Genomic DNA, 14,988 nt, shown 5'->3' with positions numbered 1-14,988 from the left:
ATCGTATGCCGTTTGGTGGATACGCCAGTCTATTTTACAAGCTTTAGCAGAACAATCTCGTGTGGTTCGTTTACCGTTGAATAAAATAGGAAGCATTAGTAAAATTAATAAAGCAGTTTCTAAGCTTGAACAAAGTAATGAACGAATGCCAACTCCAGAAGAAATAGCTAAAGTTTTAGATATGACTGTTTCAGATGTAAAACAGTCAATGAAAAACTCTGGAAGACATATTTCTATGGATGCACCTTTAAAAGAAGGAGAAACATCAAATTTGTACGATGTAATGAAAGCTTCAGAAGCTCCTAAACCAGATAAAGATTTAATGCAAGAATCTTTACAGTTGGAAATTAGTAGAAGTTTAGAAACATTATCTCCAAGAGAATCTGATATCATAAAGCTATTTTATGGTTTAGAAGATTACCGCCCTATGAGTTTAACTGAAATAGGAGAAACTTTTGACTTAACAAGGGAGCGCGTACGCCAAATTAAAGAAAAAGGACTTAGAAGACTCAAACAAAGATCGAGAACTAAAGTGTTACAAACTTATTTAGGCTAGTTTCGACTTTGTTTAATCCATAAAAAACAGAAATAATAATTTTAAAAAGATCTAAATATGTTAATAATACAAGTAAAAGAAGGTGAAAATATCGATAGAGCGATTAAACGCTACAGAAGAAAATATAGAAATACAAAAGTTTTACAAGAAATAAGAGATAGAAAAGAGTACACAAAACCATCTGTAAGCAGAAGGGAGCAATTAAAAAAGGCTCAGTATAAAGAGCAGTTTTTATTAGAGCAGGAAAAATAAGATATGGATATACATTTTATTGATCTATTAATATTTGTGTTATATCTAGTTTTTATGCTTGGAGTAGGAGTATACTTCATGAATAAAAACAAATCAAAAGACGATTACTATGTAGGGGGAAGAAACATGTCAGCAGGTCATATAGGGTTATCTGTTGTTGCAACTGATGTTGGAGGGGGCTTTTCTATTGGCTTAGGAGGTCTTGGTTTTTTAATGGGACTCTCCGGTAGCTGGATGCTTTTTACAGGGTTATTAGGTGCTTGGATAAGCGCCGTTTTTTTAATCCCTAAAGTATATCCAATAGCAAAAAAACATCATTTTCTAACGTTTCCAGAGTCATTAGCTTTTCACTACAATGCAAAAGTCGCTCTAATGGCAGGAATTATTTCGTTAATAGGGTACATAGGTTTTACAAGCTCACAAATTTTAGCAGGAGCAAAACTAGCATCCGCTACATTTCCTTCTATATCTATTACTAATGCAGTTTTAATTATGGGAGTCATTGCAGTGGTGTATACAGTTATTGGAGGAATAAAAGCTGTGATTTATACAGATACCATTCAGTGGATAATTCTAATGATAGGGCTAATAGGAATTGGAATCCCTATCGGTTATGCTGAAATAGGAGGGTGGAGTGGAATTAAAGAAATATTACCAGCCAGTTTTTTATCACTAACCAATGTTTCGTTTATTGATATGTTTAACTGGATAATCACAATAGTACCTATTTGGTTTGTTGGAATGACTTTATATCAACGAATTTATGCTTGTAAAGATGAAAAAACAGCAAAAAAAGCATGGAAAATAGCGGGACTTTTTGAGTACCCAATAATGGCGTTTATGGGAGTTGCCTTAGGGTTATTTTCAAGAGTAGCCTATGAGCAAGGAATGTTCGCTAGTATAGGGTATGCCCCAGGAGTAGAATTGGATGCAGAATTGGGACTTCCATTGTTGCTTAGAAGTATTTTACCAGTGGGTTTAATGGGGTTAATGATGTCGGCTTATTTTTCGGCAATTATGTCTACAGCCGATAGTTGTTTAATGGCAGCTTCAGGAAACTTAACAACAGACATTTTTGGGTATTTCAAGAAAAGTATCAGTATAAAAAACTCACAATTAATAACCTTTTTAATAGGAGGCTTAGCTATTGTATTGGCAACAAAAATGCAAAATGTATTAGAGTTAATGTTGTATTCGTATGCTTTTATGGTATCAGGGTTGTTAGTTCCTGTTTTAGGAACGTTATTACTAAAAAAACCATCACCAATTGCCGCTTTTTATGCTATGATTTCAGGAGGATTGACCACTTTACTATTAATTGTTTTTGAAGTAAAACTACCTTTTGACTTAGATGCGAATTTCTTCGGAATTACATTATCAGCTATTGTATTTTCAATAATTCAGTTAATTAATAATCCAAAATCATGGAAAGCCTAAAGGATACTTTAGAGAAGGTAAGAAAAGAATTACATAAGTTTCCTGAAGTTTCTGAAGAAGAATATGAAACTAAAAAAAGAATACAAACTTTTTTAGAGGAACACACATTTTGTGAGATACAACCAGTGGCTAAAACAGGTTTGTTAGCAATCTTCAATGGAAAAAAAGAGGGGAAAACAGTTATGCTAAGGGCTGATATTGATGCGTTGCCTATTCAAGAAATAAATAGTTTCGAACATAAATCTGTAAATGAAGGAGTCTCTCACAAATGCGGACATGATGGACATACAACTATTTTACTTGGAGTAGCAAAGCTTCTTACGGAAAAACCGTTGTCTAAAGGAAAAGTAGTATTACTTTTTCAACCTTCAGAAGAAAATGGAAGAGGAGCGCAGTCTATTTTAGAAGATACTTATTTTAAACAACTTAATATAGATTATGTTTTTGCGCTACATAATTTACCAGGTTTTACCAAACAAGAAATAATTGTAAAAGAACATGAGTTTACTAGCAATGTAAAAAGTGCTATAATTACTTTGGAAGGAAAAACAGCACATGCAGCAGAGCCAGAAAAAGGCTACAACCCAGCTAATGCAATTGCTGAAATTCTTCATTTTGTAAGACAAGAAACAAAAAATATACCAGAAGATTCTGATTTCTTTTTAGCTACTCCCATATACGTAACAATGGGAGAAAAAGCCTATGGAGTATCAGCAGGATATGGAGAAGTACATCTTACATTAAGAAGTTGGAGTACGCGTTTAATGAAAGAAAAACAGAATAACCTCGAACAATTACTTCAAAAGCTTCAAGAAAAAGAAAAGTTAAGTATTAATACTTCTTGGTTTGAAGAGTTTTACGCAAATAAAAATAACAAAGAAGCTGTTGAGTATATAAAAAAGGTAGCGGAACAACTAAATTTATCAATTAACGAAATAAATAGCCCGTTTAAATGGGGCGAAGATTTCGGGTTGTTTACACAACAATATAAAGGAGCTATGTTTGGACTAGGAGCTGGGAAAAACACTCCTGCACTACATAATCCAGATTATGATTTTCCTGATGATATAACAGTAACAGGAGCACAATTATTTTATAATATTTTAAAAGAAGTTCAACAATAATGACTCATACATCTTATTTAGAATTATCTGAATCAGCAATAAAAAATAACATCAATTTTATACGTGAAATAATAGGAGATACTACTATTTTTTCATCTGTAGTAAAAGGAAATGCTTACGGTCATGGAATTAAAACCTATTGTATGTTGGCATACAAATACGGAGTAAGACATTTTAGCGTTTCTGATGCGAATGAGGCTTTTGATATAAAAAAAACACTACCTTATGAAGATGTAACCATTATGATAATGGGAATGATTGAAAATAGCCAGTTACCATGGGCAATTGAAAATGAGATAGAGTTTTTTGTTTTTGAAGAAAATAGACTACAAAAAGCGATAGAAGCGGCAAAAAAAGTAAAAAGAAGAGCTAAAATTCATTTAGAAATCGAAACAGGAATGAACAGAACAGGCTTTGTTCCAAAAGAAACAACAAGAGTTCTTAAATATATTGAGACACATAAAGAGTTTGTTGATGTTAAAGGAATTTGTTCTCATTTAGCAGGAGCAGAAAGTATATCAAATTACAAGAGAATAACCGATCAAAAGAAAAAATTTAAAAATGTAAGAAAGAGAGTAAAAGAACTTGATTTATTCAATCCAAATTACCATTTAGCAAGTTCAGCAGCTACAATTCGATACCCAACAACAAGGTTAGATTTGGTAAGAGTTGGTATCTTACAGTTTGGATTTTTTCCAACAAAAGAGATATTGGTTCATTATTTAACCAAAGAAAAAATTGTAGAAAATCCGTTAAAAAGAATCATATCTTGGAAAACAGAAGTTATGGATATTAAAACGATAAAAGCAGGTCAGTTTATTGGCTATGGTACATCATACTTTACAAACCAAGAAACCAAAATAGCAATTATACCAGTTGGATATTCTTCAGGATATAGCCGTTCTCTTAGTAATAAAGGAAAAGTTTTAATAAGAGGACAACGACATAAAATAGTAGGAACCATTAATATGAATATGATGGCAGTAGATATAACACATGCCGATACTATTGAAAAAGGAGATGAGGTTGTATTAATAGGGAGTCAAGGTGATGTTGAAATAACAGTTTCATCATTCAACGATTCAATACAAATAATTAATTATGAATTATTAACACGACTTCCTGAGAATTTACCAAGAATAATAACAAAATAATTATGGCAGAATTAATTATATATTCTGAAAGAATAAAAGATAACATAAAAAAACTAAGTAATTTCTTTGAAAAAAATCATATCGAATGGAGCTTGGTAACAAAAGTTTTCTCGGGAGATAAAACATTTTTAAAAGCAATTTTAACTCCGGATGTAACTGAAAAAATAAACTCGATTGGAGATTCTAGATTAACAAGTTTAAGAAACTTAAGAGAGGTGAATCCAGATTTACGTACTATTTACATAAAACCCCCAGCAAATATTTATGCAGATGATGTGGTAGAGTACGCAGATATTTCTTTAAACAGCTCTTTATCTACTATAGAGTCACTTAATGAAGCAGCGAAGAAGAAAAATAAAATTCATAAAATTATTATCATGATTGAAATGGGTGAGTTAAGAGAAGGAGTAAAAAGAGATGATATTTTAGGGTTTTATGAAAAAGTATTCAATCTACCGAATATTGAAGTAATAGGTATAGGTTCAAATTTAGGATGTATGTACGGAGTAGAGCCTACTTATGATAAGCTATTGCAATTATCGTTATATAAAGAATTAATATCGGCTAAATTTAATAAGGATTTAAAATATGTGTCAGGCGGTACATCAATTACGTTACCATTGGTGGAAAATGGAGTCGCTCCTAAAGATATAAACCATTTTAGAATTGGAGAAGCTGCATTCTTTGGAGTAAGTCCGTTAGAGAATAAGCAGTTTAAAGATTTGCATACAGAAACATTTGAGTTTTATGCTAACGTAATAGAGTTGGAAAAGAAAAAAATAGTTCCCGATGGCATTATAAGTGAAGCAAGTATTGGACATACATCTACTTATGATGAAAACGATGTACAAGAAACATCGTACAAGGCAATTTTAGATTTTGGTTTATTAGATGTAGATAAAAATGATATTGAAGTTGAGGATAAAAGTATATCTTTTGTGGGAATTACTTCTGATATGTTAGTAATTGATGTTGGGTTGAATAAAAATGAAGCAGGAGATACAAAATATAAAGTAGGTGATAAAGTAAAGTTTACACTTAGCTATATGGGGGTAGCAAGATTGTTAAGTTCTAAATTTATAGATAAAGTTTATGTATAAAACAAAGATATCTACCCTCTACTTTTTTAGGGGGTAGATAGTAATGGTATTACCTAACCATGCTTGTAATTTATCATATATAATTTTTTGTTTTTCGTCAGAAAAATGTCTTATTCTAGTAGCATGATTTGCATTAGGTAATACCATTTTTAAGGCATCAACCTCTTTTTTAGGTATAGGAGCACAAGCGTACCAAGGATCATTTTCGCCGTAAATGTATAAAATTCGATTCCCTTTATTTTCTACATAATTGCGCACTTTTTTAATATAATTTGGGTTGTAGCTTATGTCAATATTTTTAGGAGCGAAACGCTTATTAGAACTACAGGTAACCACTTGAAGCAAATCTTTAACAGGTGTTAAGTCATATCCATAATACCCTAATTCTGTCATATGTTGATAAAAGGAAGGAAGGTAATAGTTATATCCCCAATCACTATAAACAGTAATATCAGAGTTCTTTATTAAAAAGTTAAATAATACGTTGATATCATCATTGTTCTCAGGTATTTTATCACACTTGCCATCTCCCCATTGCCAAAAAGAAAAAGGAAATTCTAATACAGCATATTCTAAAACTTCATTAAAAGGAACTTCATTAAAAGTAATCTCATTAGTCGTAGCATATTCTTTTAGTAATGGAATTATATCACTTCTTTTATGTAAAATAGCACGTTGAAATGTTTTAATTCTATCTCTACAAGTTTCATTCTTAATAGTATTTATGAAATCGTTAGTTCTAATATCTTCTGTACCGTTTATTAAAGGAGCTACGTAAGGCACAGTTACATCAATATCATTAGGAAAATTATATTTATAAATTAATGCAGTTTCTCCTCCTTTACTAATACCCGTAGAAATCCATTTATTCTTGTACAAAGATTTTAACTTCTCAACAATAAAGTGATAATCGTTTGTGGCATTATCATTTGTTAGATATTTCCAAGGAATTTCATCAGGTCTAGATTTTCCGTACATTCTGTATTCTACAATAACTTGATTACCCTTAAAAATCTTGCTTAATTCGGTAGTTCTATTATGGGAAGCATACCCATCTGTAACCAAAATAGTAGGGTTATTATAGTCACTATGTGATATGTAAATATATTGCTTAAAAGTACCTTCTTCCGGATGTTTATGATCCAAAAATTGATTTAAAATAACTTGATAAGACTCTATAAAATGATCTTCAGTTTTTATAGTATTAATTTTAGCATTAGGAAAAACTTCTTGTAGTTTACTTTTAAAAGATTTATTATTATTTGTGTTACATGAAAGTAAAACAGTAATAATAAAAGTAAAAAGAAAAGTAGGAATTAACTTCATAAAATAATTTTGTATAAAATTATAGGCTTTCATTTTTTTAAATCGATACTATTTTATCTAACAGTGTGCAAATATTAAGTAGTTTAAGGGTAGATTCTATCGCAAGATTTTAAAAAACGTACATTTAGCTATGGAACAAATTGTACAAATTAATAATCAGTTTATAGAAAGTAATACATCTTTTCAAGAGTTAATAAATGAACTTAAAAAAGCATTTTCGGACAACAAGGTACAAGTACCTTTAAGGCACCATCATGATTTTACAAATCCTAAAGCAACTCAAGATTCAACCTTACTTTTAATGCCTGCTTGGGACCCAGGAAAAACAGCAGGAATAAAAATAGTTACCGTTAGTCCAGAGAATCATCAATTTAACTTACCAGCTATTCATGGAACATATATTTTGTTAAATTCTGTAAATGGAACTATTAAAGCAATTTTAGATGCTAAAAGCTTAACAGCAAAAAGAACCGCGGCTGCTTCTGCTTTAGCATCTTCTTTTTTATCAAGAAAGAACGCAGATTCATTATTAATGATAGGTACAGGAGCTTTAGCTACTAATTTAATAAAAGCGCATTGTACAGTTAGACCAATAAAAAAGGTATATGTTTGGGGAAGAAACTATGAAAAAGCGAAAAAAATAGCAAAGCAGTGTAATAGTAATATTGTAAAAGTAGTACCAGTAGAGACAATAGAAGAAAAAATAAAGGAAGTAGCGATTATATCTTCAGCAACATTATCTAAAATGCCATTAATTAATGGTGATTTATTACAAAAAGGGCAACATATAGATCTTGTAGGAGCTTACAAAAAAGACATGAGAGAAGCTGACAACTCAGCTATACTTAAATCAACAGTTTTTGTGGATACTTTTCAAGGAGGGCTTAAAGAGAGTGGAGATATTGTAATTCCATTAAACCAAGGGATAATAGAAGAAAAAGATATTAAAGCAGATTTATTTAGGCTGTGTGCTAATAACATTTTAGCTAGGACATCAGAAGAAGAAATTACACTTTTTAAATCAGTAGGTCATGCTTTAGAAGATTTAATAGCGGCAAATTATTATTATAAACAATACATATAATGAATAGGAGTAAAACATATAAAAATATTATACAAAAAACAACATTTACTATTCCCAAAGATTGGATACAGATAGAAACTATCGATATGCATACTGGGGGAGAACCGTTACGAGTAATAATAAAAGGATTTCCAGACTTAGAAGGGAAATCAGTTTTAGATTATAGACGATTTTGTAAAGAAAATTATGATTATTTACGAACAGCTTTAATGTTTGAACCAAGAGGACATGCAGATATGTATGGATGTATTTTATTGCCTCCAAATGATGATGAAGGAGATTTTGGTATTATTTTTTTGCATAATGAAGGGTACTCAACTATGTGTGGTCATGCCATTATTGCAATCTCTACTCTTGCAATACACATGAAATGGATAGAGGTTGTAGAAGGAGAGAATATATTGAAAATAGATGCCCCTTGTGGTAGAATTGTTTCTTATACAGAGGTGAAAAACAATGAAGTAATAGGTGTAAAATTTCATTGTGTACCTAGTTTTGTTGTTGGCTTAGATCGTACAGTAAATGTAAAAGGGCTAGGAGAAGTTACATATGATTTAGCTTATGGTGGAGCTTTTTATGCATATGTAGACATGTGTAAAAATAACTTTGATTTTGATTTATCTGCAAGAAACTATAGAAATTTAATAAACGCAGGAATGGCTATTAAAAATGAAGTAATGTTGCAAGACAAAGAAATTTTACATCCTTTTGAGGATGATTTAAGCTTTTTATACGGAACTATATTTATTGATAATACTAAACAAATGTCTGGTAATGATAGTAAAAATGTATGTGTTTTTGCAGAAGGAGAAGTAGATAGATGCCCTACAGGATCAGGTGTTTCAGGGCGAATGGCAATTCACAAAGCAAGGAAAGAAATAGATTTTAATCAAGTAATGAGTATTGAAAGTATTACAGGTTCTACTTTCAAAGGTTCTGTAATCTCCGAAGAAAATTATGGAGCATTTAAAGCTGTAATTCCTCAAGTTGAGGGAACCGCATATATAACAGCCGTACAAACTTTTATAATAGACCCAAAAGATCCAATGAAAAAAGGGTTTATACTTCGATAAACCCCAAAATATTAATTAATTTTTGTGCATTTTTTAGCTAGCCAAATATTTTCTTCTTTAGTTAAGAAAGGAGAAAGTGTTTGGTAAACTTTACTATGGTAAGCATTTAACCAGTTTTTTTCATCAATAGTAAGTAAGTTTGCATTAATTAATGTGGTATCAATATAGCATAGTGTTAGTGGTTCAAACTCTAAAAAAATACCAAAACTAGAAGCCTTTTGTATTTTTGAAAGAACTATATTTTCTATCCTAATACCGAATTCTCCAGAAATATATAATCCTGGTTCAATAGTTGTTAGTTGGTTTTCAAAATGTGAACTTGTACCTCTTTCAGTTACTGTAGTGCTAGCAAATCCTTGGTCAGGTTCGTGTACCATACCAAAACTACCAATACCATGTCCTGTTCCATGTGGGTAATCTAATCCATTTTTCCATAATGGAGCTCTAGCAAAAGCATCTAATTGTACTCCTGTTGTTCCTCTAGGAAAAACAAGTTGTTCAAGTCCAATATAACCTTTTAGAACAGCTGTGTATGCTGTTGTTATTTTTTTACAAGGTGTGCCTCCAAGCCAAATAGTTCTGGTAATATCAGTAGTTCCATCTTCATATTGGGCACCACTATCTAATAATAAAATATTTTCATTTTTTACAAGCAAACAATTGTCTTTAGTAGGAGTGTAGTGAATGATGGCTCCATTTTTTATATAGCCTACAATTGTAGCAAATGACTCACCTTTATATAAATCCTGTTGTTGCCTAAAATAATTAAGTTTTTGTCCTATTTCATATTCAGAAACAACATTTTTACAGAGTTTTTTTTCAAGCCAAATAAAAAACTTAGTTAAAGCAACTCCATCTTTAATCATACACTTTTTGGAACCTTCAATCTCAGTAATATTTTTAACTGATTTAAGAGTTTTAGCATAAGATTTTTCAGAAATAAGGGTTCCTTTTAAATTAACAAAAGACTCATAATTTAAAGTAGAAAAGTCAACTATGTTTTTTTTATTATAAGTTATTTCAGACAGATAAGTTATGACTTCATCATAGTTTTTTATAAAAACATTATTAGCGTCAAAATCACTAATAACTTGGGGTGTAAATCTCTTTTTATCACAAAAAAAATAAATATCTTGTTTACCTATAAGAGCATAAGCTGTAACCAAAGGGGTATAGTCAACATCACTAGAACGAATGTTAAATAACCAGGCAATCTCATCTAATGATGAGAAGAAATAAAAATCTACATTTTTATCTTTTAACCTTTCCTGAATTTTTCTAATTTTAGATAAAGTTGAAGCTCCACTGTATTTAATTGAATGATGGTAAATAGGTGTATTAGGTAAACTAGGCCTATTTATCCATATATTTTTTGCAAAATTAGGTTGATTTTTAAGTTGTATGTTTTTTAAAGTTGTATGTGATGTTAAATAATTTATTTGTGATATGGAAAACAACCTAAAGTCTAAGCCAATACAAGTTTCTGTATTCAGTAAATTACATAACCAAGCTACATGTTCTGGAGCATGAGGAATAGATTGTTTATGTAGTTGTACTTCAGAAGTGTTGCACTCTTCTTCAAACTGTAAAAAATATCGAGAATCAGTCCATAAAGCAGCTCTATCTTTTGTGACAATTAGAGTTCCAGCAGACCCTGTGAAACCAGAAAAGTATTCACGAAGTTTCCAATGATCAGCCACATATTCCGATTGATGAGGGTCAGTTGATGGAATTATAAAGGCATCAATCTTTTGAATAGACATGAAGTCACGTAAAGCTTTTAATCTTTCATTAATCATAATAGCTTTTTTAAGAAAAACGTTCAATGTTAAACGGTTTTATATCTAAACTTGTTTTTTTATTACTTATGATTTCAGAAACTAATTTACCCGTTGCTGGACCTAGACTCCATCCCATCATCGCATGACCAGTAGCTACTGTCACATTTTTAATTTTTGAGAGTTTACCAATATATGGTAACCCATCTGGAGAGCAAGGTCTGAGTCCACTCTCTACATTATCAATGTCTTTTTTTGTAATTTGTAAATTGTCGTAATATTGTTTAGCGGCTTGAGTAATTGTATGTACTCTTTTTAGGTTTATTTTATTGTTAATACCAGCAATTTCCATGGTACCACCAAAACGAGTAAAACCATTCATAGGTGTTACAGCTACTTTTGCCTCAGTTAATATAGCAGGAATTGTAATACCCGTATTCTCTTTTATATTAACCCGATAGCCTTTACCTGCTTGAATAGGAATATTAATACCAAGTTTTTTAGCTATTCTTTGTGTCCATGAGCCAGTTGCTAATATAAATTCATCTGCAGTAATTGTATCATTAAGAGTATTGATATATTGTATTTTATTGTTTTTGATATGAAAATCAGTAACCTGTTCGTTAGCTAAAAAAGTTACATTATTTTGTGTTAAATATAGCTTTAACTGGTTCATGTACTCATTAGGTGTCATGTGAGCATCTGAATGATAGTAGATAGAACCTTTAATATTTAGTTTAATATTAGGCTCTAATTTTTGAGTTTGTTCTTTAGTTAAATGTTCTACTTTTAACCCTTCTTTTATGCCTAATTTTCCTATATTCCACTCTTCTTCCCCCATTTTATCAGTTTTATAATGCATTAATAAACCTTTATGTTGATAATGAAAATCAAAATCATTAGAAGTTTTAATTTCCTCATAAAGCTCTTTACTAAATACATTAATATTTTTGATAATAGGAATAGAAGTTGCAACTTTTTTATGTGTAGCAGATTTTTTAAATAACCATGCCCATTGAAAAAAGTCATAATCTAGCTGAGGTTTAATAGAAAAAGGACTTGTAGAGCTAAACATCCATTTAATACCTTTATTAATAATGCCTGGTGCGGCTAGTGAAATAATATGACTAGGTGTTATAATACCTGCATTAACATAGGAAGCACCCGAAGAAAAGTTAGATTTATCTATAACAGTTACCTTATGACCTTCTTTTTGAAGGAAATACGCAGTAGATAAACCTATAATTCCTCCACCAATTATAATACAATCTTTCAATAATGTAACGTTTTAATTGTTTATTAATTGTTTTTTACCAATAACCTAAAATTAATGATTTAAATAACTTGAAAACCATAAGCATATGGGTCATCTTTATCATCTATTATAATGTTATTATACCCATATACTTTTGCCCATCCTTGTATACTGGGAATAATAGCTGGTTTACCATTTAAAGTTGTTTCTTTTTCTACACGACCAATAAACTTACTACCTATAAAGCTCTCATGTATAAAGTCTTCTTCAATTTGTAATTTTCCCTTTGTAAATAATTGAGCTAATCTAGCAGATGTACCAGTACCACAAGGGCTTCTGTCAATTGCTTTATCTCCATAAAATACAGCATTTCTTCCTGATGAGCTTGGGTTTATTGGATCACCTGTCCATAGCATATGTGTAACGTCTCTAATAGTTTTATTCTCTGGATGAATAAACATGTCAGGATATTTTTCATTTATTCGATTTCGAACAACTTGAGAGTATTGAATAATTTTAGATGCTGTAAAATTGTGTACACCCGAAAAGTTTTTTTGAGGATCTACAATTGCATAATAATTTCCACCATAAGCTACATCGAAAGTAATTTCTCCTAAATCTGGACAATCTACTGTGAGTTCTTCAGCTGCTAAATAACTTTTTACATTTGTCAAACGAACCCAATCTACTTTTTTTCCGGTTTGCTGATATTCAATTTCAACTAAGCCAGCAGGAGCTTCCATTCTAATCTTTCCTGGAACTTTAGGTGTAACTAAGCCTTCTTCAATTGCTATAGTGATTGTTCCAATTGTTCCGTGACCACACATGGGTAAACATCCAGAAGTTTCAATAAATAAAATAGCAAAATCATTTTTTGGGTTGTGAGGAGGGAACAAGATTGAGCCACTCATCATATCATGACCACGAGGTTCAAACATTAAACCTTTACGAATCCAATCATACTCTCTAAGGAAATGTTGACGTTTTTCGCTCATGTTGGCTCCTATTAAGTTAGGACCACCTCCTGCAACAACTCTCACAGGATTACCACAAGTGTGTGCATCTACACAAAAAAAAGTTTTTTTCATCTTAAATTGAATTGCCAGCTTGTATTCTGTAGTAGAAAAAACCCTTCAAATTTTTCTATTTTGGAAAGACGAAGCTGGCTTTATTTCAATTTCTTTAGATGCTCCAAAAGTAAGGTTTTGAACTTACAGGTTTTCTAAAGAAATTATTAAATTTTATTATACTATTTTCTCTTTTGTTAGTGTACCGTTAACAGAACGTAAAATATATAAAGGGTTTTCGTTTTTTAGTTCTTGAGGAAGCAGATAATTAGGCCAGTCTTGATAGCTAAATGGACGTACCCAACGTTTAATAGAGTTGATTCCTACTGCTGTGAATCTGCTGTCTGTTGATGCAGGGTATGGACCTCCGTGAACCATTGATGGACAAACTTCTACACCAGTAGGAACACCGTTAAAAATAATTCTTCCAACCCTGTTTTGTAAAGCTGAAACTATAGTAGGGTAGTTAGCTACTTCATTATCATCTGAAATAACTGTTCCTGTAAGTTGCCCTTCTAAGCTCGAAATTATTTCTTCTAACTGTTTTTCGTTTTTACATTGAACCACAATAGAATATGGGCCAAATACTTCTTGGTGTAAAGTAGGATTGTCTAAAAAAGTTTTTCCTTTAACAGTTGTAACTATTTGAGAAGCATAGTTGGCTTGTGTTTCCTCTTTATAGTTAGTAACTACAGTTAATCCTTCTTGAGCAATAGCTTTAGATTTGTTACTCTCGTATGCTCCAACAATGTTTGGATGTAGCATACAAGTTGGATTGATTTCTACAATTTTTTTAGCTAAAGAATTAATAAAATTATCTAAACTATCGCTTTCTATTCCTAAGATCAATCCAGGATTCGTACAAAATTGTCCTGTACCTAACGTAATAGAATTTGCATAAGTACTTGCTATGCTTTTACTTCTATTTTGTAATGCTTTTGGAAGCATAATAACTGGGTTAATACTTCCCATTTCAGCAAATACAGGAATCGGCTCCTCTCGTTTTGCAGCTAAATCTAATAAAGCTCTTCCTCCGTGGATACTACCTGTAAAGCCAACAGCTTTTACTTTAGGGTGAGCTACTAATTGCTGACCTACTTCAATACCACTAGAGTTTAAGTTAGAAAAAACACCATTAGGCATTTCAGTTTTTTCAGCAGCTTTAATAATTGCTGAAGCTATAAGTTCACCCGTACCTGCATGCATTGGGTGCGACTTAACTATCACAGGACAACCAGCGGCTAAAGCAGCTGCAGTATCTCCACCTGCTGTAGAATAGGCAAGAGGAAAATTACTTGCGCCAAAAACAACTACAGGACCTAAAGGAATATTCATTTTACGTAAATCTGATTTAGGACTTGGTTCTCTATCAGGAGTTGCAGTATCGATAGTAGCCTCTACCCATGAGCCCTCTTCAACTAAATCAGCGAAAGAGCGTAATTGAAATACAGTTCTTCCTCGTTCTCCTTTTGCACGACCTTCTGGTAATCCAGATTCAGCACAATATGTTTGTATCAATTTAGTACCTAAGGCTAAAATTTCATCAGCAATAGCATTTAAAAATTCAGCTTTTCTTTTACCAGAAATAGTTTGGTATTCTTTAAACGCTGTTGTAGCTAAATCGACAGCATTATTAATCTCTTCTGGAGTCGCTTCGGTAAAAATATATTCATTTTCCTGGTTTAATTCAGGGTTAAATGTTTTATAAGTTGTACTTCCTAAATTCGATAACTGATTTCCTATATAGTTTTTTCCTGTAATCATATTTAAATTGACAAAGAG

Annotated in this window: 13 protein-coding genes; 8 read left to right on the top strand and 5 right to left on the bottom strand. The window is 31.5% G+C overall.

The features are described 5' to 3' along the window. The 6 genes from ABMY20_RS02545 to ABMY20_RS02520 all read left to right on the top strand — a co-directional run. Positions 1–556, top strand: a 556-nt coding sequence (locus tag ABMY20_RS02545) for a sigma-70 family RNA polymerase sigma factor (protein WP_349264558.1), incomplete at its 5' end; no start/stop codon positions are given. A 57-nt stretch (positions 557–613) separates the two neighbouring features. Beyond that, a complete protein-coding gene (gene rpsU, locus ABMY20_RS02540) occupies positions 614–808 on the top strand; it encodes a 30S ribosomal protein S21 (RefSeq protein ID WP_073181894.1) in 195 nt (64 codons plus the stop codon). A gap of 3 nt (positions 809–811) precedes the next feature. Further along, a complete protein-coding gene (locus ABMY20_RS02535; protein ID WP_047788649.1) occupies positions 812–2,245 on the top strand; it encodes a sodium:solute symporter family protein in 1,434 nt (477 codons plus the stop codon). After that, positions 2,233–3,369 (top strand): amidohydrolase, encoded by a 1,137-nt coding sequence (locus ABMY20_RS02530; protein ID WP_349264557.1) that lies wholly within the window; start codon positions 2,233–2,235, stop codon positions 3,367–3,369. The genes ABMY20_RS02535 and ABMY20_RS02530 overlap by 13 nt, the downstream gene beginning before the upstream one ends. Next, positions 3,369–4,523: an alanine racemase gene (gene alr, locus ABMY20_RS02525; RefSeq protein ID WP_349264556.1), complete on the top strand. Its 1,155-nt coding sequence runs from the start codon at positions 3,369–3,371 to the stop codon at positions 4,521–4,523. Before ABMY20_RS02530 ends, alr begins: the two co-directional genes overlap by 1 nt. Positions 4,524–4,525: 2 nt before the next feature. Beyond that, the gene (locus tag ABMY20_RS02520; RefSeq protein ID WP_047788646.1) at positions 4,526–5,623 is read left to right on the top strand and encodes an alanine racemase; all 1,098 of its coding nucleotides are present in this window, start codon (positions 4,526–4,528) and stop codon (positions 5,621–5,623) included. Between the two features lie 18 nt (positions 5,624–5,641). On the opposite strand, the gene ABMY20_RS02515 is transcribed toward ABMY20_RS02520, so the two are convergent. Continuing rightward, positions 5,642–6,982: a S28 family serine protease gene (locus ABMY20_RS02515; RefSeq protein WP_281979960.1), complete on the bottom strand. Its 1,341-nt coding sequence runs from the start codon at positions 6,980–6,982 to the stop codon at positions 5,642–5,644. A gap of 97 nt (positions 6,983–7,079) precedes the next feature. On the opposite strand from ABMY20_RS02515, the gene ABMY20_RS02510 reads away from it, so the two are divergent. Together ABMY20_RS02510 and ABMY20_RS02505 are read left to right on the top strand one after the other, a co-directional pair. Beyond that, positions 7,080–8,033 (top strand): ornithine cyclodeaminase family protein, encoded by a 954-nt coding sequence (locus ABMY20_RS02510; protein WP_349264555.1) that lies wholly within the window; start codon positions 7,080–7,082, stop codon positions 8,031–8,033. Further along, positions 8,033–9,106 carry a proline racemase family protein gene (locus ABMY20_RS02505; protein ID WP_073181891.1) on the top strand — a complete coding sequence of 358 codons (1,074 nt, stop codon included), beginning with the start codon at positions 8,033–8,035 and terminating at the stop codon, positions 9,104–9,106. Before ABMY20_RS02510 ends, ABMY20_RS02505 begins: the two co-directional genes overlap by 1 nt. 11 nt (positions 9,107–9,117) lie before the next feature. On the opposite strand, the gene ABMY20_RS02500 is transcribed toward ABMY20_RS02505, so the two are convergent. From ABMY20_RS02500 to ABMY20_RS02485, 4 genes are all read right to left on the bottom strand, one after another. After that, positions 9,118–10,905 carry an aminopeptidase P family protein gene (locus tag ABMY20_RS02500; RefSeq protein ID WP_349264554.1) on the bottom strand — a complete coding sequence of 596 codons (1,788 nt, stop codon included), beginning with the start codon at positions 10,903–10,905 and terminating at the stop codon, positions 9,118–9,120. Positions 10,906–10,915: 10 nt separating this feature from the next. Beyond that, entirely contained in the window at positions 10,916–12,160 is a 1,245-nt protein-coding gene (locus tag ABMY20_RS02495; protein WP_349264553.1) for an FAD-dependent oxidoreductase, read from the bottom strand. Between the two features lie 59 nt (positions 12,161–12,219). Further along, positions 12,220–13,227 (bottom strand): 4-hydroxyproline epimerase, encoded by a 1,008-nt coding sequence (locus ABMY20_RS02490; RefSeq protein WP_047788642.1) that lies wholly within the window; start codon positions 13,225–13,227, stop codon positions 12,220–12,222. 156 nt (positions 13,228–13,383) lie between these two features. Further along, a complete protein-coding gene (locus tag ABMY20_RS02485) occupies positions 13,384–14,970 on the bottom strand; it encodes an aldehyde dehydrogenase (NADP(+)) (protein ID WP_349264552.1) in 1,587 nt (528 codons plus the stop codon). Positions 14,971–14,988 lie beyond the last annotated feature (18 nt).

Source organism: Tenacibaculum sp. SSH1-16, assembly GCF_040104435.1.
Classification (GTDB): Bacteria; Bacteroidota; Bacteroidia; order Flavobacteriales; family Flavobacteriaceae; genus Polaribacter; species Polaribacter mesophilus.
This window is presented reverse-complemented; position numbering and strand designations above follow the sequence as displayed.